21 protein-coding genes and 1 riboswitch are annotated in these 23,568 nt (G+C 47.0%); of the genes, 11 read left to right on the forward strand and 10 right to left on the reverse strand.

The genetic code is table 11. The annotated features are described in order from the left end of the window. Positions 1 to 3: 3 nt before the first annotated feature. From V513_RS07725 to V513_RS07755, 7 genes are read left to right on the forward strand one after another with little or no spacing between them, the layout of a single operon-like run. A complete protein-coding gene (locus tag V513_RS07725) occupies positions 4 to 408 on the forward strand; it encodes a DUF1292 domain-containing protein (protein WP_099772247.1) in 405 nt (134 codons plus the stop codon). Between the two features lie 48 nt (positions 409 to 456). Next, on the forward strand, positions 457 to 1,122 hold the full coding sequence (locus tag V513_RS07730) for a 5'-methylthioadenosine/S-adenosylhomocysteine nucleosidase (RefSeq protein ID WP_099772248.1): 666 nt from the start codon (positions 457 to 459) through the stop codon (positions 1,120 to 1,122). 5 nt (positions 1,123 to 1,127) lie between these two features. Next, complete coding sequence (locus tag V513_RS07735; RefSeq protein WP_099772249.1) at positions 1,128 to 1,466, forward strand: histidine triad nucleotide-binding protein; 339 nt, start codon at positions 1,128 to 1,130, stop codon at positions 1,464 to 1,466. Further along, positions 1,463 to 2,071, forward strand: coding sequence for a class I SAM-dependent methyltransferase (locus tag V513_RS07740; protein WP_099772250.1), 609 nt, complete (start codon positions 1,463 to 1,465; stop codon positions 2,069 to 2,071). Before V513_RS07735 ends, V513_RS07740 begins: the two co-directional genes overlap by 4 nt. Then, positions 2,052 to 2,765 (forward strand): ABC transporter ATP-binding protein, encoded by a 714-nt coding sequence (locus V513_RS07745; RefSeq protein WP_099772251.1) that lies wholly within the window; start codon positions 2,052 to 2,054, stop codon positions 2,763 to 2,765. Before V513_RS07740 ends, V513_RS07745 begins: the two co-directional genes overlap by 20 nt. Continuing rightward, positions 2,759 to 3,547 (forward strand): energy-coupling factor ABC transporter ATP-binding protein, encoded by a 789-nt coding sequence (locus V513_RS07750; protein WP_099772252.1) that lies wholly within the window; start codon positions 2,759 to 2,761, stop codon positions 3,545 to 3,547. The genes V513_RS07745 and V513_RS07750 overlap by 7 nt, the downstream gene beginning before the upstream one ends. Beyond that, positions 3,541 to 4,218 carry a DUF554 domain-containing protein gene (locus tag V513_RS07755; RefSeq protein WP_099772253.1) on the forward strand — a complete coding sequence of 226 codons (678 nt, stop codon included), beginning with the start codon at positions 3,541 to 3,543 and terminating at the stop codon, positions 4,216 to 4,218. The genes V513_RS07750 and V513_RS07755 overlap by 7 nt, the downstream gene beginning before the upstream one ends. Here V513_RS07755 and V513_RS07760 read toward each other — a convergent pair. Genes V513_RS07760 through V513_RS07775 form a run of 4 tightly spaced genes read right to left on the reverse strand, consistent with a single transcriptional unit; the run spans position 4,211 to position 7,313 of the window. Next, positions 4,211 to 5,062 carry a thiamine pyrophosphate-dependent enzyme gene (locus tag V513_RS07760; RefSeq protein WP_099772254.1) on the reverse strand — a complete coding sequence of 284 codons (852 nt, stop codon included), beginning with the start codon at positions 5,060 to 5,062 and terminating at the stop codon, positions 4,211 to 4,213. The two genes, V513_RS07755 and V513_RS07760, sit on opposite strands and share 8 nt — an antisense overlap. After that, a complete protein-coding gene (locus V513_RS07765; RefSeq protein WP_099772255.1) occupies positions 5,059 to 6,729 on the reverse strand; it encodes a 2-oxoacid:acceptor oxidoreductase subunit alpha in 1,671 nt (556 codons plus the stop codon). The genes V513_RS07760 and V513_RS07765 overlap by 4 nt, the downstream gene beginning before the upstream one ends. Positions 6,730 to 6,782: 53 nt before the next feature. Then, positions 6,783 to 6,941, reverse strand: coding sequence for a rubredoxin (gene rd / locus V513_RS07770; protein WP_006492825.1), 159 nt, complete (start codon positions 6,939 to 6,941; stop codon positions 6,783 to 6,785). Positions 6,942 to 6,959: 18 nt separating this feature from the next. Further along, positions 6,960 to 7,313 carry a class II SORL domain-containing protein gene (locus V513_RS07775; RefSeq protein WP_099772256.1) on the reverse strand — a complete coding sequence of 118 codons (354 nt, stop codon included), beginning with the start codon at positions 7,311 to 7,313 and terminating at the stop codon, positions 6,960 to 6,962. Between the two features lie 248 nt (positions 7,314 to 7,561). Between V513_RS07775 and V513_RS07780 the strand changes: the two genes are divergently transcribed. After that, entirely contained in the window at positions 7,562 to 8,656 is a 1,095-nt protein-coding gene (locus tag V513_RS07780; RefSeq protein WP_099772257.1) for a M24 family metallopeptidase, read from the forward strand. A 1,204-nt stretch (positions 8,657 to 9,860) separates the two neighbouring features. Further along, entirely contained in the window at positions 9,861 to 11,336 is a 1,476-nt protein-coding gene (locus tag V513_RS07790) for an MFS transporter (RefSeq protein WP_099772258.1), read from the forward strand. Here the strand turns inward: V513_RS07790 and V513_RS07795 are convergent. Both V513_RS07795 and V513_RS07800 read right to left on the reverse strand, forming a co-directional pair. Then, positions 11,333 to 13,276, reverse strand: coding sequence for an ABC transporter ATP-binding protein (locus V513_RS07795; protein ID WP_099772259.1), 1,944 nt, complete (start codon positions 13,274 to 13,276; stop codon positions 11,333 to 11,335). The two genes, V513_RS07790 and V513_RS07795, sit on opposite strands and share 4 nt — an antisense overlap. Positions 13,277 to 13,278: 2 nt before the next feature. Then, on the reverse strand, positions 13,279 to 15,009 hold the full coding sequence (locus tag V513_RS07800; protein ID WP_014730796.1) for an ABC transporter ATP-binding protein: 1,731 nt from the start codon (positions 15,007 to 15,009) through the stop codon (positions 13,279 to 13,281). Positions 15,010 to 15,173: 164 nt separating this feature from the next. On the opposite strand from V513_RS07800, the gene V513_RS07805 reads away from it, so the two are divergent. After that, positions 15,174 to 16,520 (forward strand): patatin-like phospholipase family protein, encoded by a 1,347-nt coding sequence (locus V513_RS07805; protein ID WP_099772260.1) that lies wholly within the window; start codon positions 15,174 to 15,176, stop codon positions 16,518 to 16,520. On the opposite strand, the gene V513_RS07810 is transcribed toward V513_RS07805, so the two are convergent. The 4 genes from V513_RS07810 to V513_RS07825 all read right to left on the reverse strand — a co-directional run bounded on the left by V513_RS07810 (position 16,438) and on the right by V513_RS07825 (position 19,965). Continuing rightward, complete coding sequence (locus V513_RS07810; protein WP_099772261.1) at positions 16,438 to 17,649, reverse strand: hypothetical protein; 1,212 nt, start codon at positions 17,647 to 17,649, stop codon at positions 16,438 to 16,440. The two genes, V513_RS07805 and V513_RS07810, sit on opposite strands and share 83 nt — an antisense overlap. Positions 17,650 to 17,700: 51 nt before the next feature. Further along, positions 17,701 to 18,822 (reverse strand): sugar phosphate nucleotidyltransferase, encoded by a 1,122-nt coding sequence (locus V513_RS07815; RefSeq protein ID WP_099772262.1) that lies wholly within the window; start codon positions 18,820 to 18,822, stop codon positions 17,701 to 17,703. 11 nt (positions 18,823 to 18,833) lie between these two features. Continuing rightward, positions 18,834 to 19,316, reverse strand: a complete 483-nt coding sequence (locus tag V513_RS07820; RefSeq protein ID WP_099772263.1) for a hypothetical protein — start codon at positions 19,314 to 19,316, stop codon at positions 18,834 to 18,836. Positions 19,317 to 19,491: 175 nt separating this feature from the next. Next, positions 19,492 to 19,965, reverse strand: a complete 474-nt coding sequence (locus V513_RS07825) for a pyridoxamine 5'-phosphate oxidase family protein (protein WP_099772264.1) — start codon at positions 19,963 to 19,965, stop codon at positions 19,492 to 19,494. A 1,452-nt stretch (positions 19,966 to 21,417) separates the two neighbouring features. On the opposite strand from V513_RS07825, the gene V513_RS07835 reads away from it, so the two are divergent. After that, entirely contained in the window at positions 21,418 to 23,226 is a 1,809-nt protein-coding gene (locus tag V513_RS07835) for a DUF2207 domain-containing protein (protein ID WP_099772266.1), read from the forward strand. 140 nt (positions 23,227 to 23,366) lie between these two features. Further along, positions 23,367 to 23,533, forward strand: a riboswitch (Lysine riboswitch). Positions 23,534 to 23,568: the final 35 nt, after the last annotated feature.

Below are 23,568 nucleotides of genomic sequence, written 5' to 3' on the forward strand. Positions count from 1 at the left end.
ATGATGGAAGAGAAAAAGGAACTCGAATTTCACGTTTCTGAAGAATGCAACGATCCAAACTGCGATCACGACCACGATCTAGTTAGTGATGTAGACAGATTTACAGTCACGGACGAAGACGGAAGCGAACACCACTTCACTGTAATAGCCGAATTCGAGAACAACGACAATACTTACTGGGTAGTTGAGGAGTTTTTCGAGGAGGACGACGAGGAAGCCGATGAAGAGGAAGATGACGCTTCCGAAGATGAAGAAGAGGAAGGTTACATAGTTTTCAGGGTCGAGTACGACGAGGACGAAAACCCTTACCTTTACTCCGTCGAAGACGAGGAGTTTGAAGAGGTTTCCAAAGCCTGGAACAAACTCGTCGAAGAGATGATAGCAGAGGATGACGAGGAAGAAGAATAGGGGACCTGAGGTCCCCTTTTTGTTATAATCCTCTATGGAGGTGTTGACATGATTCTTGCTCTCGGCGTCTTTCTTCCGGAAGTGAAACCTTTAATGGATAGTATGCTTGTGCTTGAGTCAGGAGAGATACTTGGAAGACACTTTTGTAGAGGAGTCATTGGTAACAATGAAGTTGTAGCCTGTGGTGGTTTCGTGGGTAAGGTAGAGTCTTCTATGCTCACTCAGAGACTGATTGATCGCTTCAATCCAAGGTTGGCCGTTCTCTCTTCATGCGCGGCCGGAATCGATGAATCAGTGCAGATAGGCGATGTTGTTGTAGGTACCGAGTTCGAGGAATACGACACAATCTTCCCTCTTAGTGAAGGCAAAATGGTTATGAAAGCTCCCGACACGCTTCTCATGAGGTTCCTCAAGATCTACTTCAAGGCAGGAAAATTCGGTAAGATCCTTTCGGGTGATGCGGTGGTCGCCAATACCTCGGCGAGAGATGAAATACGCTCTTCGTACGGAGGAGTAGCCCTCGATATGGATTCTGCGCCGTTTGCAAAGACCGCTTACGAGAATAAATGTAATTATCTTGTAATAAAAACAATTCTAGATATGGCAGATGAGAATTCGAAGAGGGATTTCGACAGGCATTTCCCTGAACTTGCGGGAAGGTCATCTGAACTACTCGTCGAAATAATGAAGAATCACTATATAGACAGGGAGTGAGAAAGGTGGACTGCATATTCTGCAAGATTGCCAGTGGAGAAATCAAGAGTAATTTCGTGGGGGAAAATGACTGGTTCGTTGCCTTTGACGACATTAATCCCGTTGCTCCCACTCATGTTCTGGTAGTGCCTCGCAAACATGTGAAGAGCCTTGAAGAGCTGGCACAGTATGATATTGATTGCATGAAAAGCTTTTTTGAACTCGTAGAACAGATAGTTGAACTGAAGGGCATAAAATCAAGTGGCTACAGGTTGATCGTTAACCAGGGCAGTGATTCCGGACAGGAAGTAGAACATCTTCACTTCCACATACTCGGAGGAAGAAAGCTGGGAAGGCTTGGATGAAGGAAGACTTTCAACACTACTACACAGATCAGACCGAGCCGCCGAAGAGCATCCGGCCCGTTTATCTTCGCCTTAGAAACGGCCATTCTTATACATTCAGGAGTCCCGAGGGAGTATTTGCTTTTGGTAAGGCAGATAGGGCCTCACTCCTGCTAATAGAGAACTGCATTCTTGAAGGTCAGGAGAGCATTCTCGATCTGGGTTGCGGTTACGGCGTGGTAGGCATCACACTCAAGCTGGAACAGCCAGATCTGAACCTCCACATGAGCGATGTCAATACCAGAGCCTTGACCTTTTCAAAAATCAATGCGAGAGATCACAATATCCTAGCGGACATTCGCAAAGGCGACCTCTTCTCTCCGTGGGAAGGGACAAGCTTTGATTCCATTCTTTCAAATCCCCCGATAGCTGCCGGTAAGGCAGTATGGCAAAGGATGATAAGAGAGGCTCCTGAGTTTCTAAATGAAGGAGGCTCACTTCAGATAGTGGCGTACCACAACAAGGGTGGTTCAAGACTTGAAGGAATTATGAGAGAGACATTTGGAAACGTTATAACCACGACAAAATCTGGCGGTGTTAGGGTCTATGTCTCCAGAAAGCTCTGATGCCATTCTCCTTCTGGAAAACTTAACTGTCAAAGTGGGCGACGACGAGATACTCTCGAGGTTCAGCCTCGAGGTTGGGCCGGGCGAACGCATAGCTCTGCTCGGCAAGAACGGCTCCGGAAAGACTACTTTGCTAAGGGTTGTAGCCGGTTTGAAAAAACTTGAATCGGGAAGAAGAATGATAAACGGAAGAATTGGAATGGTCTTTCAGAATCCCGACACCGTGCTCTTCGGTACTACTGTTCGGGAAAATCTCTTCTTTCCTCTTCGCTCTCTTTCAATTTCTATGGAAGAGTCGCGTAGAAGGATAGAGCTCTTCGTCACTGAATTTGGCTTCTCAAATATCGTAGATAGGGACATACTGACGCTCTCCGGAGGACAGCGTCAAATGGTTTCGCTTGCGGCCGCTCTCATATCTGAGCCGTCTCTTCTCCTGCTGGATGAACCGTTATCGATGCTCGACAGGCATGATAGAGACATGATTCTACGGACTCTTGAAGAGGTTATTCCGCAGAGGACATCGATGCTCTTTGCGACTAACAGGTTTTCCGAAGTGCTGAACTGTGAAAGATTCATAATTCTGGGAAGAAAGGGAAAACTCTTCGATGGGAGTTATGGAGAGCTCAGGAATTCCTTTACCGTGTTCGAGGAGTCGGGGATGTCGATCCCCTTCGAGATTGCTGTCTCATGCTGACTGTTAGAGAAGTTTCCTTCACCTACAAAGGTCATGGAAAGGGGACTCACGTTTCCGCCTTGAAGAGGGTCACTTTTGATATTGCAGATGGTTCCTTTGTCATATTGACGGGAAGGACCGGGTCCGGTAAATCTACCCTCCTTCAGCTTCTTTGCGGATTGATTGAACCCGACGGTGGCGAGATTCACTGCGAAGACGGAGATCTCTTTTCGAAGAGCTCAATGATCTTCCAATACCCCGAGGATTGTTTCTTCAATCCCACGGTTATGGAAGAGTTGGAGTTCGGCCTTAAGACTGCCGGAAAGAAAGGTTCTGAGAAACTGAAGGCGATTACCGAAGTGATTGGCTTCGACCTTGAGAAATTCAGTTCTAGAACTCCCTTTTCACTTTCAGGGGGCGAGCAGAGGCTTCTTGCCATTGCATCGATGGTCGTGCTTGACAAAGCGATTCTTCTCCTCGATGAACCGACATCGGGGCTGGATGACAGAGCCGTTCAAAGAGTAAGAAACCTTCTTCTGTCCGAGTACCGGTTAGGAAAGACAATAGTTGTCTCTACACACTGGCCGGCAGAGTTCATGGATATGGCGACTCATGTAATGAATCTGAGAGACGGCAGCCTTGAATATTTAGTTACAGTAGAAGACTATGTCAACAGTAATCTTCATAATAGGCAGCTTGAAGAGAAGGAGAAGTATCTGATAGACTACTACAAACGCTTCAAGGCTTTTCCCGAGAATGATGAAGAGCTGATCGAATTCGTCAGGAGAGAAAAGAAATGCTGAATATATCTGTCATTGTAAACACGGTTGCTGTAATCATAGGTTCGATACTTGGATTGCTCGGAGGAAGACTTCTGAAGGACCGTTATAGAAAGGTCTTCTTCAACGTGATTGGAATTCTCACAATGGGTCTAGGAATAGAGATGTTTCTAGATACTAACAGTGTTCTCGTCGTTCTTGGGAGTCTGATTATCGGCGGGGCATTGGGAGAAGCTCTGGATATAGAGGAAAAGATCGGCAGGCTTGCCGGAAACAAGCACGATGACGAGAATTTCGTAAAGGGCTTCATCACGGCATCCGTCCTCTTCGTAGCGGGACCCATGACCGTAATTGGATCTCTAAAGGCCGGCCTTTCCGGTGAAAATGAACTTATATTCATAAAGTCGTTGATGGACGGAATCTCTTCTATGATGCTATCGGCAGCTCTAGGTAAGGGCGTACTTCTTTCGGCGGCAGCCGTGTATCTCGTGCAGGGAGGTCTAGTCTCTCTTGCGGGAGTACTTTCCTTCCTCCAGGATCCGTTGTATCTAGGAGACTTCTCCGGAGTCGGCGGTCTCATGCTTCTAGCACTGGGAATCAGACTACTTGAGATAAAAGAAATCAGGGTCGGCAACTTTCTCCCGGCCCTGATCCTCTCACCTGTTCTAACCTGGGTCTCTCTTCTCTTTACCTGAAGGCCTCTAGCTCAGTAGGAACATCGATAGACGATCTATCTTTTGAAAGGATAACTCCCTTCTTCAATACGGGATGAAGCTCATGATATGTTGGCTTCTCGTTAATGTACAGGATCCCCATGGGGATCTTGTCGTCCCATTCAAGCGCCTTTTCGAAGGCCTTGACTTTGTTCGTAGGATCATAGCTGGCGTCTTTTTCATGGACATCGTAGAGCCTGTCTTTGTAGTACTTGAAAGTGTTCACCTTGTTGAATGTAACGCATGGCTGCATTATATCGACGACTGAGAAGCCTTTGTGTTTTATCGCAGCCGAAACAACCTTTCGAAAGTGCTCCTTGTCTCCAATGAAGGTCCTTCCAACGAAGGCAGCATCCATAGCAATAGCCAGCGCAAGGGGATTCAGCGGTTCGTTTATCACTCCCTGCAGCTGAGAACTCGTCTTCTGACCCTTTCTCGTTGTAGGAGATCCCTGGCCTTTAGTAAGCCCATAAATCTGATTATCGTGAATCAAAACGGTAACATCAAAATTCCTTCTAATGCCGTGGATAAAATGATTTCCACCCTCTCCGTACATGTCACCATCACCGGATTCCGCAATAACAGTGAGTTCGGGATTGACAGCCTTTATCGCGAAAGCGGCCGGAAGACTTCTACCATGGAGACCGTTGAAAAAGTTGATCTCCAGATAGTGAGGCATCTTAGCCGCCTGCCCGATGCCGGTTACCATAATGAAGTGAGATTTTTCGACTCCCATCTCCTCCAGGGTACTGGCGAGATTCATTCTGAGGGGAAAGTTCCCGCATCCTGGACACCATGCAGGTTCAACTTCTCTTAGATAACTCATATCATCCCCTCCTTCTTCAAAGATCTCTCTATCCAGTTTGCGCTTATAGGACGACCGTCGTATCGACCTACATGCTCGATCTGCAGACCGGTCACCGATCTGAGTAGAGTCGCAAACTGGCCTGTAAAATTTCCTTCGATCGAGCAGAGATTTTTGCCTGCCAGTTCTTCTTTTATTGAGGGGTCGATAGGAAAGACCTCGGAGTAATGTACGTATCCGATATCCTTTCTGGACATGGCGAACTCGTCTATTGCGCCCCAGCTGTCTCCCCAGCCAACTAGAATCAGAGGAGCATCCAGGTTGAACTTCGCGGGTGCGGACAACTCGCCGAGCAATCCCTCCATCTTTTTCATCCTCTTATCGACCATTTTCCTTCTGATCTCTAGATCTTCAGTTATGTATCCCGCCTCATCGTGTTCGTCGGAATCGACTCTTGCAGTTGCCTTCCCTCCGGGTATTGCTCTTGGAGAAACGCCGTTCTCCGTAATTTCGTATCTGCGGTACTCCTCATTTCCTTCTGTGATAAATCTCTGGAGGAACTCCTCTTTGTGAATGGGAGCCTCTATTGTGGCCGAGGAATCTACTAGCGATTCAGTGAGAAGAATAATCGAAGGAATCTGATATTTATCGGCAATATAGAAAGCCTTTTCCGTAAGCTCGAATGCCTCTTTAGGTGTCCGCGGCGAGACCACATATTTTGGAAACTCTCCATGACCTGCATTTACTACAAAAAGAAGATCTTCCTGCGCCGTTCTCGTGGGAAGGCCGGTCGCCGGTGCGGGACGCTGACCGTCTACCATGACCAGGGGAGTCTCGGTCATTGCGGCGAGAGATACACCCTCCTGCATCAATGCGAAACCGCCTCCAGATGTTGTTACAAGAGAACGTACACCTGCAAAAGCTCCTCCTATAACCATATTCACTGCGGCGATCTCGTCTTCTGCCTGTTCAACTACTATTCCATGTTTTTCGGAGTTAGACGCAAGGAAGGTCATAACACCGGTTCCGGGGGTCATCGGATAGGCTGCCAGAAATTTACATCCCGCGGCGATTGCGCCGAGGCCGGTTCCCTCTGTTCCATTCATTAGGTAGTAATTATGTTCCTGTGCATCGAGCCGGGGAGTCTCGATTGGCAATGAAAGATCGTAACCTCTCTTCAGAGCTTCGAGATTGGCCTTAATTATCTCCTCTTTTCCGGAAAAGGTCTGTTCTATCATCATCGAGGGTATCTCCCTCTTGACATTGAAAAGACCGAGAATCCCACCCAGGGCTACGACGTTCTGGGCTCTCGGCTCTCCCGCTTCTTTGGCTATCGACTTGAAAGGAAATCCCATTGCTTTGACTTCGAAATCAAAGTCCTTAGAATTCACGTGGTCGGAATCGGAATCGTATATCAATGTCGTCCCATCGTGAAAGTACTGAAGCTGTGAGATAGTAGTACTTTTACTTAGAGAGACGATAAGATCGAACTCTTGTCTCATCGAATACAGAGGAGAGTCAGAAATTCGAATTCGGTACACATACTCGCCGCCTCTGATCCTTGAATGATAACTCTTGTCGGTGAAGATACAATACCCATTTCTGAAGAGACTTAGCGCAAGCATATCCCCAATAGTATTCAGGCCTTGACCGGCTTCACCGGAAAGGGCTATTACATAATCTCCCACATTAACACCTCCGTCGAGGTAAAGAAAGGCGGGAGTGATTCTCCCGCCTCATTTCAGTCGATTGGTTCGAAATCGTCTTTACTAGCTCCACATAGGGGACAAACCCAATCCTCTGGGACATCCTCAAAGGTGGTCCCGGGATCTACACCGTTGTCAGGGTCTCCAACTTCCGGATCATAAATATAGCCACATATAGTGCATCTGTACTTCATCTTGCCGCCCCTCCTTAATCAGAACTCAACTCTCTTACTGCTTTCCCAGAGACCGTGAATGTTGCAGTAAGAGGTAGCGATCAACGAACCTGACTTCTCCAGTTTCACATTGAATACTGCCGTGGGCTGCGTTGCAACTGGAGTGAACTCGATGTGGCCAAGATGAGTCAAGAACTGGCCATCATCGTACATTACGTACAGATCAAACCACTTGATGTGATGCTCGATAGTATTTGGGTGTGAAATCTCCTTACCAACCGTTATCTGTACATTAAATGCCTCTCCAGGCTTGACCAAATCGGGAATCTCAATTACCGGCACATGTTTCTCGCTTTTCCAGTCAGCACTCTTCACATACTCGCCAATTGCCATTAAATCCCCTCCTTTATCTAAAGCTGAACACAAAAAGAACAATCACTGCAGAGCTGCTCTGAACAACACGTACAGAAATTACAGTAATTATACCATATCGCTAATAATTGAAGTCTTTCGTAATCTTTCCAAAACCTCTAGGAGTAATGTTTATCCTTACCTCAAAAATGCCTGCGAAATTTGACTTCTTCTATAGATTTCCCATTACCTCTGATAGAATAGGTTTAGAGAACGCTGGAGGGGTTTGTTTGGCGAGACATGACATAGTCAAAGCATATATCGATGAAGCCTCTGCTGAAGCAGTATTGTTCACGAGAAATTCCAATATACAGTGGTTCTTCGAAGGTGAGGTAGACCCAAGAGTTGACATCTCCACTGAACTCGCTGCTTTCTGGCTTTTGGTGACAAACTCAATGGTAATTGCTCTGTGCCCAAGATATGATATAGATAGAATCAGAGACGAAGTCCTTCCCAAAGACGTGGAGATTATGGGCTTTGATGGATTTTCTAATTCCGTAGAATCTGTTGGGAGTATCTGCAGTAAGTTCTCGAAAGTTGCCGTCGATAGTGATCTCTTCTTCTCCTCTTCGAACTATGTTCCAATTGGCAGGAGCTTCTATGAGAAAACCCAACTTCTTAGTGAAAGAGAGATCCTGCGCCTGCGAGTCACAGGGAAACTTACTGAAAACATCATCTGCGAATTTGCTCCTGAACTCCAGCCGGGAATGACCGAACTGGAAGTCGAGAAAGTCCTTAGAGCGATATTTATCGAGTCGGGACTTGAAGTACCGACTCTTTGCATAGCATCGGACGAAAGAATCTCCAAATCGCCTTATCCAGTCTCCACTGCAAAGAAGATCAGTAGATATCTCATGCTGAGAGCAACGATCAGGAAGCAGGGGCTTTCAGTTTCTTTGAGCAGATATTTCCACTTCGGAGCAGTCCCACAAGAGCTTGAACAAGGACACGAGAGGGCTTCTGGAATTGCGGCAAAAGGAGCTGTAGCGATAATGAGAGCAAGAACTATGGGTGAGGTCTTTGAGGAGATAAAAAACGCTTATGCTTCTCTCAATGCTGCCGATGAGGTAGCGTATTACAGTCCGGGAGGCACAAACGGTTACACAAAGAACACCTTTCTTTTCGCTCCCGATTCACAGATCACGATGAAACATCCCGCCACTTATGTACTGAACCCACTTATTGGGGGCCTTTTAAGCGAAGATACCGTTTTGCTCAATTCAGACGGAACGGCGGAATTTCTAACGCTTGGAGAAGACTTCCCGAAAGTAAAAGTCAGACTCGAAAGCTTCAGGGTCCACAGACCATGGATCATGATCATATAGCACGCCCCATGAAAAACGTTCCTAGTCCTTCAAAAGCAAGACCGTGAGAAAAGAACGGTTATTCGTTCCGACGCTTTGCGTCCAGACTCTTGGTTAGTTAAGGAGCGGAAGAGCCGTCCTTGGTCCTTCGTCCAAGACCATGAACCCGTCCTTCGGAAGAGCAAGAAGAGGAGAGGGGCAGACGCATAACACGCGAAACCGGGCAAGACGTAAAGAGGATCGTCAGTCCCTATTTTTGCTCAGTCACGGCCAGTAATGGCTCTTCCTAGCGTTCAGCGACCAGCGAAGAGCGGTTCTTAGAGATGCGAGATCCCGTGCATTTTGCCTGAACAGAGTCTTTTCAGGGCAGGCTCAACGGGATGACCTAAGAGATGCTCATAAGCGCAGGCTGCAAAGGATAATTGCAGAGTCGATCGTTCTTTTCACCACCCCAGACCCCATACCCTGTAATCGATACCCTACCCTTCGCGTCATGCCGAACTTGGTTCAGAATCTCGATCTAAGAACCGCTGAGCGCTGACAAGACCCGTCCTTCGTCGCCCGTCCAAGATCAAGGACCCGTCCTTGGATAAGATCAACACCTAGATCCCGAAACGAGTTCGGGATGACAATGTGTGGTCATTTCGGAAACGCCGCATTCAGTCATGCTGAACTTGTTTCAGCATCCCGATCTAAGAACCGCTGGACGCTTGCTTAAATACGCTGATCGCTGCTGAAGGCTGCGTTGTCCGTCAACGGTCCACCGTCCTCTGAGAGGATCAAAACAAAGATCCCGAAACAAGTTCGGGATGACAGAGTGAGGAACTTCCAAAAGCCGATGTCGGGATGACTTTCTCAGTTGCATTGAAACCCTGAGCTGATTGCCGGTTCTCTTCACGAGACCCCATACCCTGTTATCGATACCTCGCTCTTCACGTCATCTGAACTTGGTTCAGCATCTCGATCTTCGTATTTCTGACCTCTTGGTACTAACCTCGCTTTCCTCTGCTTAGCAGATCATCATCTCACCGAACACGAGACCCTATAATCGTTACCCTGCTCTTCCTTTCGTAATAGCTTCATTTCTTGAACGCAGTTGCTTCGAGGTTTTTTGGACACTTCTAAAAAATGAAACGCAACAGTTTCGATAAAGCGACACGGACGATTCTTTCGGTGTTAAACTCTCAAATGAATCTACTTCATTTTGTTTTCGACGGGAGCAATAATGGACGACTACCTGGGCTACAACAAACACGAATACAGAAGAACAAGAAAACTCGCGATTATTGAAGGCTCCTTCTTCAATCTCGCATTTCTTGTAACTCAGGGCTTCATCGTTACCGGACTTGCTCTCGAATACGGCGCGTCGGAGATGCTAATAGCGATAATCGGCGTTCTGCCAACGCTGGCGCAGCTTGTTCAGCTGGCCGCGCCTCTTGTCTTGAAGCTGTTTAAAGACAGAAAGAAGGCTTTGCTTTTCAGTGCGCTCCTCGGTAGAATCCCTATTGCATTTATTCCAGTTACCCTTGCTTTAGGGATAAGAGCTCAGTCACTACTCCTTGTTCTTCTTGGCTTAGTTGCCTTTGGCAACTCACTCGTGGGGACGTTCTGGGCATCTATAATGGGCGACGTGATTGATCCGGAAACGACGGGAAAGTATTACGGTAGGAGGAACCTGATTCTCTCACTCAGCACAATGCTGATCACACCTGTGTATTCATTGATCCTCGACCGTTACGAAGGCTCTCTCGGATTCATTATTGTGACGTCTATGGCTACTGCCTTTGCGATAACAACAATATTCCTTTTGAAAATGCACTACGCACCGCCCGTAAAGACCTTTGGCCGTGGACGAATGTTCAAGGAGGTATTTTCGAATCTCAAGTTCAGGCAGTACCTCAAATTTGCCTTTGTCTGGAATTTTGCGATAACTATTTCTGGCCCATTCTACGCATACCATCAGTTGGTCAATCTTAAAGTCAGTTACTCGTATCTGAGCATTTTGAGCATAGTCGCCTCTCTCACTTCCATGCTGATGTACGTATTGTGGGGAAAGATATCCGATCAAATAGGTCATCAGTCGGTAGCGGAATTTGGGATTCTCGGGGCGACTTGTCTAGCACTGATGTGGGTGTTTGTGACTCCACAAACAGCGGTCTTTCTCTTACCGGTAGATGCCATCGTAACTGGAGTTGTCTGGAGCGCAATAAACCTCTGTCTCTTCACGATGATGATGGGAATGATTAGAGGTTACTCCGTTGAGTCGTACGTTGCAGTACAGGCTTTTCTCAACGGCATAGGTGCTCTCGGTGGTTCCCTGCTGGGAGGATTCATAGCCTCTTATCTTAAGGGCAAGAGCATTACGATTTTTGGAATGGAGTTCTTTGGTATCCAGGTTATCTTTTTGGTCGGTGCATCGTTTAGGTTCTTGTCTTTTCTTCTTCTTAGGCGTGTACAGACACCTAAGATCAAGACCGTTACTCAGGTCTTCTTCAACTCGATGTCTACGGTAGGCAGAAGAATGGCCACCAGGCCCTACGAGTTCCCGGTCCTTCAACTGAGATCGAGGAAGAAGAGAGAAGAAGCCGAGCCTTTGAGACTCGACCTGCCCAGCTCAATGATTGACCTCAGCGATATTGAAGGGATAGAACCTGAAAAGACAACAGATGACAGCGATCACGAAGAACGCTCTGACTCCTAGGCGATATCACCCAGCTCATACTGAAGCCTGTAAAGATCCGAGTATATTCCGCCCTTTGAAAGCAGCTCCTCGTGTGTTCCCGACTCTACAAGCATGCCCTTGTGAATCACCATGATTCTGTCCGCATTTCTGATCGTCGAAAGTCTGTGGGCAATCGTGATCATTGTCTTTTCCTTTGATATCCTCTCCATAGCCTTCTGAATGAGCGCCTCGGTTTCCGTGTCGACGTTTGCAGTGGCTTCATCGAGAACAAGAATATCAGCATTGAAAACTACAGCCCTTGCAAGGGCTATCAGCTGTCTTTCGCCAGCGGAGAGCGTTCCGCCTCTCTCCAGAATAACTGTGTCGTACTTGTCTTGCAAACGCTCTATGAAATGGTGTGCATAAACGTACTTCGCCGCTTCGATCACTTTTTCCCTGCTGACGGTCTTATCGAAGAGGCGTATGTTGTCGAGAATACTCCCGGAAAAGAGGAACACATCCTGGAGAACAACGCCGACTTTCTTTCGAAAACTCTGAAGGTTGTAATCGTAGATGTTCCTGCCATCTATCTTTATCTTCCCCGACTGAATCTTGTAAAGCCCTGTGAGGATACTTATTATTGAAGTCTTTCCTGCGCCGGTTTCTCCGACGAAGGCGATCTTTTCTTTTGGACGAACCGAAAAGCTTATATCCTTCAAAACTTTGTGCTCCCCGTCGTATGCGAAAGTTACATTTTCAAACTCTACCGCGCCTTCGAGTGATTTGACTCCTGACTCGTTCGAATTATATTTCTCTTCCTCTTCGTCCATCAACTTGAAGATCTTCTCTGCAGAGGCCATTGCATTCTGCACGATGTCGTACTTCTCTGCGATGTCTTGAAGTGGCCGAAAGAACATGTCGATATATGAGATGAAGGCTACCAGTACTCCGAAGGCGAGAGTATTTCCAATAATGCTCTTCACCCCGAACCAAATAACAATCGCTATCGTTACGTAGTAGAGGAGGTCAAGCAGCGGTCTGAAAATGGCGAAGACCCATAGCTGCTCCATCAGGCTCTTGAAATGGCTCTTATTGACGGTGTCGAACTCCTTCTTCTTCCTCTCTTCTTGATTGAAAAGCTGCGTTATGGACATCCCGGAGATGTGTTCGGCGAGGAATGCATTGATTATTGCGAGCCGGGTTCTCACCTTTCTATACGCTACCCTATCGAAGTATCTGAAGATAAAGATCGCGCCGGCAATCACCGGGAGAATTGCCACCGTTATCAAGCCGAGATACGTCGAGAGGTTGAGCATTATTATGATTATTCCGCCGAGTAAAAGAACATCCTTCACCATAGATGTTATAACACTGGTAAAGAACTCGGCAAGGTTCTCTGTATCGTTTGCCACCCTTGTGGCAAGCCTTCCGCTGGGGTTGGTATCGAAGAATCTCATAGGGACTCTGATCAGGTGTCGAAAGAGATCGACTCTAATTCCGTGTGTGATCTTCTGCCCCATGTAAGATGTCGCGTAGACCTGTCCATAATTGACGAAGAAAAGCGAAAAGAGAATGAGACTCATGAAAATTGCGATCTGTCCTATCCCATTGAGATCCTCAACTCTTAGTTCGGTCAGCTGCTTTTCGGTAATTGGATAAGTGGTCGTCCCATCGGTAACGCTATACATTCCGGACTCGTCCTGTTGAAGATAAAAGGTACCCTCTTCCGACTGGACAAAACTGTATGAATCGCCCTCCTCGACAACGACGAGAGAATACTGATTGTCCATGTAATCGTCTATTGCCTTTCTCATAAGCAGTGGAGGCAGTAGGTCGAGAGCCGTCGAGGCAGCGATCAAAACCAATGCGAGAATAAGAATAGGAACGTATGGCTTTGTGTACTTCCAAAGTCTAAAGACTACCCGCCAGTCTTCAACTTTGAGTTTTTCTTCTATTTCGCTATAAACGTTTTCTGCCACGACTATTCCTCCTCGAGCTTTTCTTCGAGCATCTGTCTCTCGTACATCCTCTGATACAACCCTCCGGCCTCTACGAGATCCGCGTGGGCTCCCTTTTCCACGATTCTTCCGTCATGGAGAACATATATCTCGTCGGAATCCACAACAGCCTTCAGCCTGTGGGAAATAACGATTATCGACCTGTTGATTTCGGATTCTTTAAGGGACTTCAGAATCTCAGCCTCTGTCTCGGTATCTACGGCGGAAAGACAGTCGTCAAGAATTACTAGAGGCGCCTCCTTAATCAGTGCTCTTGCTATAGAGATTCTCTGTTTTTGACCTCCGGAAAGCGTTACGCCTCTCTCTCCGACAATGGTTTTGTATCCCTTGCTAAAACCTTCAATATCTTCATGAATCGAGGCAACCTTAGCGTACCTTTCGACCTCTTCATCCGAGATCTCCATATTTCCGAATCGAATGTTGTTTCCTACTGTCTCTGAAAAGAGGAATGTCTCCTGTGGAACATACGCAACGTTGTCTCTAATCGCTTCGGGTCTAAGATTGTTGATATCTACACCGTCGATAAAAAGCATCCCCTCTTCAACGGGATACAGCCTGGCTATAAGCTTTGCCATTGTCGATTTGCCGGATCCCGTCGTTCCTACTATGGCTATCTTGGAGTCCGGTTTAACTTCGAAATCAATGTTTTCCAGCGCCGGTCTTGTACCAGTGGGATAGGTGAAGGTCAGGTTCTTCATCACGACGTGGCCCTCAAAGCTCACGACTTCGATTGGATCGTTCGTAGTAATATTGTTCTCTTCTTCAAGGACTTCCATAAGCCTTCTGTAGGAGGCCCTTCCTCTCTGGATAATGTTTATAACCCATCCAAACGCGGTCATAGGCCAGACAAGCATTCCAAGATATGATGTGAATGTTATGTACTCTCCCAGAGTTATCTGCCCGAGTATTACCATTCGTCCACCAAACAGCGTGGCCAGTACAGAGCCCAGCATCGAGAGGGTCTGAGTCAAAGGGAAGAACATTCCCCAGACTTTGACTAGATTCATATTCTTGTCTACGTAGAGATTCGACTTTTCCGTGAGAGTCTCGTTTCTCAGGTCTTCTATACCGTAGCTCTTTATCAGGCGAACACCCGAAATCGATTCCTCTATCGTATCGGTTAGATCGGAAAAGGAAGCTTGAACCAATTTGAATCTTTTATGGATCATCTTTCCGAAAAACGTAGAAACAACTGCGAGAGCTGGGAGAGGGGCAATCGAGATCCATGTCAAACTCCAGTTCGTAAATAGTCCCATGGCGATGATTGTGACTGTAACTAGAAAGACAGCATCTATGATCATTACAATGGCCGGGCCCATAGCCATTCGAACGGCGTTGACATCGTTCGTGAACCTGGCCATCAGGTCGCCTACTCTAGTCTTGTCGTAGAACGTCGGTGAAAGCGTAAGAAGTTTCTCGAAAAGGGTCTTCCGAGTATAGTATTCGAATCTCCGAGCCGCTCCCATTATGAATATGCGCCAGAGCAATCTAGTTATGAACAGCCCAAAAGCTACGCCTATCACGGCCAGTATCAATAGCCCGACGAGGTTAAGATCTTGGGCGCCACCCCTGATCTCATCTACAATCATTCCTATCACTCTTGGAGTAACCAACATGAGCAGATCGACAAGAATAAGAAAGATTGAACCATAGAGGTACCTTGGCCAGTTGTGTTTCAAGAAGTCTCTTATCAAAACAATCGCCTCTCTAGTCCGCTAAACTAACTTAATATCATACAACATTTCAGGGGAAAGTGCGATGAATTTCCGAAAAGCATTTCAAGAGTCTTTCCTCTCCAATGTATAATAATATCATCAATTCAGCTTTTCCGAATCCAAACCAACACCGGAGAAGGATTATGAGAAAGATTGTTGCCATTATGCTCTTGTTTGCCGTTGCAAGTACTGCCATGCCCGTTGCAGTCGTCTTTTCAGGTGGCGGAGGTAGAGGGGCGTACGAGGTCGGGGTTTATGGAGCTCTGCTGGACCTAGGACAGGATATCGAGGGGATCTATGGGGCCTCTGTCGGGGCCTTGAATGCCGCCGGATTGATAAGCGAAGGATTTGAGGCGGCCAGGGACTTGTGGTGCAGTATGGATTACTTGGAGCTCATGAATGCCTCTCCGCAACTATATGAACTGATTCAGGGGAATATTGCGCAGCTTGACACTCTTGAACTGGCATCTGCAATGAGGGCTCTTACTTCGAACAATGGCATTGATATAGAACCGTTGAGAAACAAGATGAAGGAGCTCATTGCTGAGGAAGAGGTAAGAGAGAGCGAGATTGAACTTGGAATAGTCCTCTACTCACTGAGTGAAATGAAGTCCTATGCTCTTTACAAAGCCTCCATACCAGAAGGAAAGCTTGTTGACTTTGTTCTGGCAAGCGCAAACTTCCCTGCCTTCACAAGAGAAGAGATAGATGGAGAGGTCTTCATAGACGGCGGTGTTTACTCGAATTTTCCGCTCTTCATGGCGAAAGAAAGGGGTCACAGGAATGTCGTAGCCGTTGACCTTATTGGCATGTACTTCGGAGACTCTCTAGCTTACGTAAATATGTTTACCGACGGAATGGATGTGACGCTCATTCAACCTTCCGAACAGTTTGGAACAGTCATGACGTTCGATTCCGAAGTCTCGAAGAATTATCTTATTTGTGGTTATCTCGATACGATGAAGGCTTATGAAGTCTTACGGGGCGAAAAATACTTCATATTCGGGGATGACGATCCGTTGCGGGACCATTTCCTGTCCCTTGACAGTGAGTCTCGAATCGAAGCCCTGAAACTACTGGGACTTGACGGAGTAAAAGGCGAGTGCGCCGAGTACCATTACTACCGACAATTCATTCCCTGGCTGGAGAGTACGTTGAAAAGGCCATACATGAGAACAAGCGAGCTAGTCTCATCGGTTCTCGAAGAGATGGCTGACTTTCTCGAAGTCGAAAGACTGATCGCCTACTCGCCTTCGGGTCTTCTGGGGGCGGTCCTGGCAGCATACAGAGCCGGTGACTTTCGAGATGAGCGAGATCTGAACTACCTCACTATTTACAAGAGGCTTCTCGTTTTCCTTGAGTATCTTCATTGGCAGAAGCCTTTTGAAGCGCAGAGTTCCGCTGAGTTCAGATCCTTTCAAGAACTCTTTCAGAGTTCCGTTGGCCTTTTGGAACATACCTACTCGCCGCGGGGCCATATATCTCACTGAGAGAAAGGGGTCTCTTCAACAGACTCTTTCCGTAAACGATGTAATGCTTGTATTCCTTTCCGCCGGCGCGCCTCGCATTGGCAATCATGGTGGAATTCATTGAACTGATTGAAGAACCTTCTATCTCCTTGAAACCCATGTTCTGTATGTTTCTATAAGCCCTCAAAAACATCGCCGAAGGTACTCCCTTGTTTCTGAAATCGGGAACTACGAAGAGGATGGCTGCCCTCGCTCGTTCCAGTGACTTCCGCAGCCTGAGAAATTTGTACCAGCCAAATGGGAGGAGTCTTCCTTCGATCTCTCTAATAATCGGGCTGAAATCTGGAAGCGCAACGAAGAAGCCGATCGGTCTCTCTCCTGACCTTGCAATAACCACCATTCTTCGATCGGCCACCAGCTTAAGCGTCTTTGCCATGTCATATAGCTCGTCGTATGTAGGGGGCAGTATGTCTTCCTCCCAGTTTGGAATCGATTCCTTCATAATCTTCTGAAGATCGGCTGAAACTTCTCTTATTCTACTGAAATTTGCCTCTTCCACTCGATACTTATAGCGATCCATGGCGATCTCTGTGAACTTTATCTCTCGCTCTGAGATAACGTTTGCGAGGTCATACTTGAAGGCAAGATACTTCAGATAGATCTCGAAACTGTCGAAGAAGCTTGCGTAATAAGGAGGATTGTATGGCATCAATACGGCAGGAGGGTCATCGAAGTTGTCTACCAAGAGTCCCCTGTAGTCATCTCCGTTCGTTGGAGAAACGGGTCCCTTGAGAAAGTTCATTCCTTTGTTCCTCGCCCAACTTTCGGCAGTCCTCAAAAGCGCCTCGGCAACCTCCCTGTCGTCTACCGATTCGAATAATGTGAAGTAAGCATGTTTTACTGACTTTTCGTTGTTCATTACTTGTTCTATACCAACGGCGATTCTTCCCTTAACTTCGTTATCATTCTTCGCGATGAAAAAATCATGAGGACCATTTGCGAGAAGCTGTGAACCCCTGCTTCTCAGTATGGCCTTGATTTCATGGCTAAAAGGCGGGACCCAGAGCGGATAATCTCTGTACAATCTCTCTGGCAGATCAGTGAATTCTTTCCTATCCTGCCGGCTAGTGACTCTGACAATCTTCAACATGTGGCTACTCCTCAAAAAAACGTATGGACAATTGTAGCATGAGAAACCTCTCTACTTGTCAGCGGGACTGGCCTCCATAGTTCTAACGTCAGAGACATAGCGCTTCAGATTGGAGTCGGCAATCATTCCACCCTTTCCATCGGACCCAACATAATACTCCGGTGTAATAAGAAGATTTTTCGCCTTGAAACCCGGCTTTATCCTGACGTAATCCCCAAGGAAGACATTGCTTAGTTCAACATCCTCATGGATCCTGCAATTTGCGCCGATCATTACCGGACCTTCCAGTTTCACGTTCTTTTCTACTACAGATCCCGGCCCAATATAAACCGGAGTTATTATCTTCGTCGTTTTTTCGAGGAGCGATCCTGTACCTCTCCACAGGCCCTCGGTCACTTCTTTTCCAGACGGTTTGAATCCCTTGATTTCTCCCCCAAGCGCCTTCGCGAGTATTTCGAGATAATCTGAATTGCGCCCGATATCGTACCAGTCTATCTTTGTATGGAGAGAGAAAACCCTTTCCTTTTTCTGGACGAGAAGTGGCAGCAACTCTCCCCCTATGTCGAAGAACTGATTCTTTGGAATGTACGCTAAAACCTCAGGCTCAAAGATATATATCCCCGTATTTGCAAGGTTGGATTTTGCTTTCTCTGCGGGTGGTTTCTCCTGAAAGGACTCGACTCGGCCAGAAGAGTCAGATACGATTATCCCGTAGTTAGAAACCTTGTCTATCTGAACCTCTTTAGAGATAATTGTGGCAACTGATCTGCTGGCCTTATGAAACTCGAAGGCTTCGGCCAGATCGAAGTCGACTATCGCGTCACCGCAGAGTACCACGAACGTCTCATCGAAAAAACCCGACTCTTCCTGGATCTTTTTCAGCCCACCTGCAGATCCTACCGGCTCAGGGACGAGCAGTCCCTTTTCAAAGTAACCTTCGAAGGAATAGCCGACCCTCACCCCGAATCTATATCCACTCCTCACGTAATTCTGAAGAACGCTTGCAAGGTGCGAGACATTTATCATGATCTCCTTTACGTCATACTTCGAAAGGAGTTCTAATATGAATTCGATAACCGGTTTCTCAATGATCGGGAGCATCGGTTTCGGTAGCCTGTTTGTCAACGGTCTCAATCTCGTTCCGGCCCCGGCTGCTAAAATCATGGCCTTCATGTATGTTCCTCCTATCTTTTGATTGTTCTCAGATTCTTATAAACTACCAAACCTCCGACTCCGAGCAACACTATCCCAATGAAAATTCCCAGCACTGTGGGTGCAACCGATATAAGCAGGAACAGTATTGACAAAGCAGACAAGAAAGAAGCTGCCGTCAGAACACCTTTGTCTTTCTCTTCTGTTCCGAAGTAAGATTGAAAAAGACCCACAGCAGGTGCGGCGATAAACAGTGCCCAACCGCCTTCGGTAATGAAACCCGGGAAGATAACATTTAGACTTAGAATTACCGCTATCGTAATCAGTACTCCCGCAGGGACGAAGAGATTCCTGTCCCTTCCAGAGAAGGCTCTGTACTCCATGAATACTGCGGGAATCCATATGAGTAAAAGCCAGAGATTCAAAGTGAAGGATTTTACGAATATTGTGAGAATACCGAGAAGAACCATTATTGCCCCAATTATTATTCTAATAATTGTGTCCCTGTTCATCATCCATCGCCTCCAGAGAGATCATTCATCGGAATTATAACAAGAAGATGGCTTCTTTAGTCAGAAGAATCGAAATACTCGAAACTGCGTAATCCGATCAAATCCCCAACTAGCAGTTCTCGAATTTACCGAACATAATTTCATCCAGAAGCTATCTTGCTAATCCTTAATAGAAAAACTATCCATTTGCGGACTTTCCCGTCAAATGAAGAACATCTATTCTGATAATGGAAGTGGCTTCCAGAGAGTTATTAATTTCGTTGATTGCTTCATGTACATAGTCGGACGAGTACTTTGAAACCAGCTTCAGCAGGGCTTCGATCTTCTCTTCATCATTAACAACAATTGAAGCCTTTCCGAAAGCAATTGCGCTGCGGAAGTTCGTAGAGAAACGCTCAGGAATCACCTTCGCGTATTCGACCACACAAAAGGAAACATGGCTGTTTTGAAAAATGTTATCGAGTTTGTGCCCGGAAGAAGCACAGTGAATGAAAATCCTACCGTCTTCGTACACATAATTTACCGGCACCCCGTAAGGCATTCCATTCATATCGGCAGTCGAAAGAACCCCAAACGAACCCTTTTTGAGCATTTCTCGAGCCTCGTTTTCGGGAACCTCCTTCTCCGATCTCCTCATCTTTCTAAATTCCAAATACCTCACCCCTAGCCTATACTCTGTATTTTACCTCATGTTCGAAATGATCCGCTCATTTTTCTTTGAAGACTCTGGAAGGTCCTTGTCAGTCATTGTCTAACCTAAGGAAGAACCGCTGGACGCTTGGAAAAGCTGAGAAAGAACACATTTGAGACGTTCGCTGCGCTCACGAGAAGACGAGAGCGAAAATAGGGACTGACCGGCTCCTATGGTCTGTCCCTTTTTCGCGTAAAAGGCAGAGATTCCAACCAAGACCTCCTTCGGGCGAACGGCCGTTCGCCCCTACAAGAGAACTGCATAATCGTCTGAAATTGTCATCCCGTAGTGCTCCTGTACGGGATCTCGCACTAAGAACCGCTATACGCTAAAAAACGAAAACCCGCTGAACGCTGCCGAAGGCTTCGTTGTCCGTCGACGGTCCACCGTTTTCCGAGAGGAGCAAAACAAAGATCCCGAAACAAGTTCGGGATGACAGAGTGAGGGAATTCCAAAAGCCGATGTCGGGACAACTTTCTCAGTTGCACTGAAAACTGAATTGATTGCCGGTTCTGTTCACGAGACCCCATACCCCTTAATCGATACCCTGCCCTTCGCGTCTGAACTTGTTTCAGCATCCCGATCTACGAACCGCTGGACGCTTGCTAAAAAACGCTGATCGCTGCAGAGGGCTAGGTTGTCCGTCAACGGTCCACCGTCCTCCGACAGGATCAAAACCGGATCCCGAAACGAGTTCGGGATGACAGTGTGTGGAAGCTGCTGAAGGCGTTAGCTGGATAACTTTATCAGCATTATTGCGTGAAAATGCCTCGCGGAAAAGCGAGATCCTGACCAGGAGTATTGTCAGGATGACGTGAAGGAAAAGCATGCTCCAATGAGCCTGCTCTGAAGCGCTCCTGTTCAGGGCTCCTGCTTGTGGTTTTCTGTTCAGGGTCATTCCCTAATTTCGCCACACTGTCATCCCGTAGTGCTCCTATACGGGATCTCGTCTCTTCAGTCTCGTCCTCTCTTTCTCTCTCTTCTCTCCCTTTCTTTCTCTCTCTTTCACTCTTCTTCTCTCTCCTCTTCTCGCTCTTTCGTGAAAAATGCAGTCCCGTTTTCGCGAGGGACAGGGGTCCTGACCAGGAGCATTGTCAGGATGACCTGAAGAAAGAGTGTCTGCCCAGAAAAGTGTTGTATCATCTCGCGATATTCCCGCGCCGTTATCCCGTAGAGTTCACGTAGGGCATCCCGTTCTGGCGAAAATGGTGACTGACGGGCTCCTGACGCCTGTCCTCGATTTTCGCGTCTCGCATCTTGTTCATCTAGTCCTCTCACTATCTTATCGCTCTTACTACCTCTTCCCTCTTGCCTCTTACATCTTTTTTTCCTAACTTCCTGACGGAGTCTACATAACTTGCACATGATTTTCTGTGTGATAGTGTACAATCCAACCAAGGGAGGTGGCCTTTCGTGAAGAAGATTGTTACAAGAGTGATTATTGGTTTAATTATTGGGTTGATCACGTGGGGGATCGTTGTCATCGTTTTCAGCGGTGGTATTTCAGATACTTTCTCATCAATCACTTCAATAGAGAAGGCAGATGTGCTCATGGAAATAGATGAAAATGGTCTTCTGACGGTCACGGAGACGATCGACTACGTTTTCAAGAAACCATATAGAGGTATTTATAGAGAGCTGCCTGCCGACAGGGCCGGAAGTCAATACAGCGAGATAGAAGTAACTGCAGTTGGAAAAGAGATCAAATACATCGAGTCGTTTGGTTCTCAGGACGCTCGATCTGTAAGGATTTGGTTTGTCCCGTATAACACGGGTGCCGTCTCTCCTGTGAAGGGAGAAGAAAGAGTAAGCATTACTTACAAATACACGGTAAGAAGGGCTGTAGAAGTCGGTACAGATATAGCGCAGATTTTCAGGAAGATATGGGGCGAAGATACTGCAAGCTGGGTCAAAGAAATCACAGCTACAATCGTCTTTCCTGAGAATCTTGAGATCCTTGAATTCTATACCCATCCCGTTGTTGAAGTGGATAGAGAAGGAAATACATATGAGCTAGAAGCCACAAATGTGCCTCCACTGACATATGTCGAGTTTAGAGCAGTGATTCCTAAAGATCAAGCGATGGCCATGAATATGAGAAATGTTGCTTTGGGCGGAGCCTTTGACAAGAATTACATAGACGGGGTCGAGAGCGAAGTCAGGCGAAAGATCCTCTTTGGAAAATGGATAATCCCGATCGCGATCGGTTTGCTGACACCCTTTGTTCTCATTTTTGCTCACAGAAAGCTTGGCAGGGAAATGGACGTTGGATATTACGCGGAATATGAACGAGACCTGCCTACACAACACGCGCCCGATGTCATAAACGCAGCGGTCAAGAACCTTGCCGGTATGGTAGACAACGACGGGATAGGATCTACAATAATGGAGCTTTATCGGAGGGAGTACATCGATTTCGAGAAGGGCAAAGGCGACAAGGTTGAGGGAATTGTGATAAAGAGCCGCGACGTTTCAAAGCTTAGGCCTACAGAAGCTGCATTCCTAGAGTTTCTAGATAAGTATGACACAGGAAACGTATTTGATTTCTCTGCAGTGAAGAAGACGGTTACTAAGAAGCAATCGGAAGCAAGGATCTTCACAAGCGATTTCTCAAAGTACAAGAACAAAGTACAAGACACAGTCAAGGGGATGCATCTTATTGATCTGAAGGGAAACGCAATCGTCAAAGGTTATTCCATCGTTATGTTCGTAGTCTGTGTGATCCTCCTCGCCTTCTATTCAGGCGCCGATCTTGCGCCTTTGAGAATCTTCTCTCTTATCTTCTTCGGTGCAATCTGGGTCCTCAGCTGGATAATGATGGTCCTGCCGAAGGATGTATTTGGTCGATGGACAAGGGAGGGAAGGCTCTTCTATCTGAAGTGGCTCGGGCTTAAGAACTATCTCGAAGACTACTCTCTGCTCAATGAAAAGCCGCCTGAGTCGATCATCCTCTGGGAGGAGTATCTCGTCTATGCAACCGCTCTTGGAATAGCGGACACCGTTAGAAAGAACCTGAACAAGATTGTTCCGGAAGATGTCTGGAACGAGCAGAGCAGACATCCATACATGTATTATCCCGTTACTGCCTATGCTGTAAGCTCTTTTACGGGTGTTACCAGAGCAGCCTATTCCGCCTCGAGCAAAGGCTCCGGAGGCGGTGGAGGATTCAGTGGTGGAGGCTCCGGCGGTGGCGGAGGCGGAGGCGGTACTGGAGGCTTCTAGCAGTCTCCGCTTCTTGAGATCAAGGCTAAGCATATTGCGATTTTTGATGCCGCATCGCACTTAAATGAGACGATCACTTAACGATATGTTTTCATTACGGGAGTTGAGCACCAGACCAGCGTGATATAATCAATCGAAAGCTACCCAACGGAGGAGCATCCGAGATGAGTAGACGTCCATCAGGGAATCGGGACGGATCGAAAGGCGAGGGTGCCGAAGAAGGCGGAAGCCCCAGCGACCGACTTCTGGGCATACGGGAAATACCTGTATGACTGTCACGAAGAATGCGTGGAGAGCCGGTGGGTTGGAATAAGAGATTATTTCAAACCATTGAAGTGTTCC

The sequence above is a fragment of the Mesotoga sp. H07.pep.5.3 genome, assembly GCF_002752615.1.
GTDB classification, from domain to species: Bacteria; Thermotogota; Thermotogae; order Petrotogales; family Kosmotogaceae; genus Mesotoga; species Mesotoga prima.

Coding starts and splice junctions, on each gene's coding strand:
- V513_RS07725 (WP_099772247.1), top strand. CDS start 4: ATGGAAGAGAAAAAGGAACTCGAATTTCACGTTTCTGAAGAATGCAAC.
- V513_RS07730 (WP_099772248.1), top strand. CDS start 457: ATGATTCTTGCTCTCGGCGTCTTTCTTCCGGAAGTGAAACCTTTAATG.
- V513_RS07740 (WP_099772250.1), top strand. CDS start 1,463: ATGAAGGAAGACTTTCAACACTACTACACAGATCAGACCGAGCCGCCG.
- V513_RS07745 (WP_099772251.1), top strand. CDS start 2,052: ATGTCTCCAGAAAGCTCTGATGCCATTCTCCTTCTGGAAAACTTAACT.
- V513_RS07750 (WP_099772252.1), top strand. CDS start 2,759: ATGCTGACTGTTAGAGAAGTTTCCTTCACCTACAAAGGTCATGGAAAG.
- V513_RS07755 (WP_099772253.1), top strand. CDS start 3,541: ATGCTGAATATATCTGTCATTGTAAACACGGTTGCTGTAATCATAGGT.
- V513_RS07760 (WP_099772254.1), bottom strand. CDS start 5,062: ATGAGTTATCTAAGAGAAGTTGAACCTGCATGGTGTCCAGGATGCGGG.
- rd (WP_006492825.1), bottom strand. CDS start 6,941: ATGAAGTACAGATGCACTATATGTGGCTATATTTATGATCCGGAAGTT.
- V513_RS07775 (WP_099772256.1), bottom strand. CDS start 7,313: ATGGCAATTGGCGAGTATGTGAAGAGTGCTGACTGGAAAAGCGAGAAA.
- V513_RS07790 (WP_099772258.1), top strand. CDS start 9,861: ATGGACGACTACCTGGGCTACAACAAACACGAATACAGAAGAACAAGA.
- V513_RS07805 (WP_099772260.1), top strand. CDS start 15,174: ATGAGAAAGATTGTTGCCATTATGCTCTTGTTTGCCGTTGCAAGTACT.
- V513_RS07810 (WP_099772261.1), bottom strand. CDS start 17,649: ATGTTGAAGATTGTCAGAGTCACTAGCCGGCAGGATAGGAAAGAATTC.
- V513_RS07815 (WP_099772262.1), bottom strand. CDS start 18,822: ATGAAGGCCATGATTTTAGCAGCCGGGGCCGGAACGAGATTGAGACCG.
- V513_RS07820 (WP_099772263.1), bottom strand. CDS start 19,316: ATGATGAACAGGGACACAATTATTAGAATAATAATTGGGGCAATAATG.